We start from the raw sequence: 981 nt of genomic DNA, 5'->3' as shown, positions 1-981 counted from the left end.
CGACCGATGAACGACACACCATGCGCCGGCTCATCGGTTCGTCCGGCCATGGGCCGGACAGGTGTCGATCGGTACGCGCTGAGGCGCACCGGTCGTGGCCGCTTAGCGGCGCGGCTGCCCGCTTCGCGGCGGACGCGGGGAATTCGCGTCCTTGTGCCGGAAGTTGATGCGGCCCTTGGTGAGGTCGTACACCGACAGTTCCAGCGTCACGCGATCGCCCGCGAGAATGCGGATGTGGTTCTTGCGCATGCGGCCCGACGCGTACGCGCCAACCACGACGCCGTTTTCCAGCGTGACACGATATTTGCTGTCCGGCAGCACTTCGTCGACGATTCCGTCCAGTTCCAGCAGTTCTTCTTTTGCCAAACCAATTCCTCCAGACAAGGTGATTGACCGCGGCCGCGGCGACTGCCCGGCGCCGGCTCCCGCAAACGGGACGGCGGCCGGCAGGCAGCCGGGATCGGTTCGTTCAGACGGGCCTCGGGCCTGTCTTGCGATCGGAGCCCGGCGCGTTGCGGCGTTCGGGCGGTCAGTGGCTGCGGCGCCAGCAGCGCCGCGCAAGTCGGGACCGCGCCAGCTGAAGCATGGCGGCGGTCTGCTCGGGTTGATGCGTTGAAGCGGTGATGCGCTCGCGAAACGACGTGCGTGTCACGAGGGCGTTGCGTCGCATGCGGTTCAGGCATGCGATGAGGGAGGCGTCACGACCGATGCATCGTGAATGTCGCGATGCATCGGTCGTGCGCATCGGAACGCGCCGGCCGCCGTGAAGCGGCGCCCCGCGCGATACTCCATCCGGCAGCGGCCGCCGCTTGGCGACCGATGCCGATGCGGCTTACTGCGGCGTGATGTTCGACGCTTGCAGACCCTTCGGGCCACGCTTCACTTCGAAGCTGACCTTCTGGCCTTCGGCCAGGGTCTTGAAGCCCGTGCCGCGAATTTCCGAGAAATGGGCGAACAGATCGTCGCCGCCGTTGTCCGGGG

The 981-nt window shown here is 67.0% G+C and carries 2 protein-coding genes; both read right to left on the bottom strand.

The features are described from left to right. Positions 1-102 precede the first annotated feature (102 nt). Positions 103-366: a translation initiation factor IF-1 gene (gene infA / locus JMF90_RS38430; RefSeq protein ID WP_006483034.1), complete on the bottom strand. Its 264-nt coding sequence runs from the start codon at positions 364-366 to the stop codon at positions 103-105. 466 nt (positions 367-832) lie between these two features. After that, on the bottom strand, positions 833-981 hold a 149-nt coding region (locus JMF90_RS38425), incomplete at its 5' end, for a cold-shock protein (protein WP_201326477.1).

The sequence above is a fragment of the Burkholderia sp. E168m23 genome (assembly GCF_016586125.1).
Taxonomy (GTDB): Bacteria; Pseudomonadota; Gammaproteobacteria; order Burkholderiales; family Burkholderiaceae; genus Burkholderia; species Burkholderia orbicola.
This window is presented reverse-complemented; position numbering and strand designations above follow the sequence as displayed.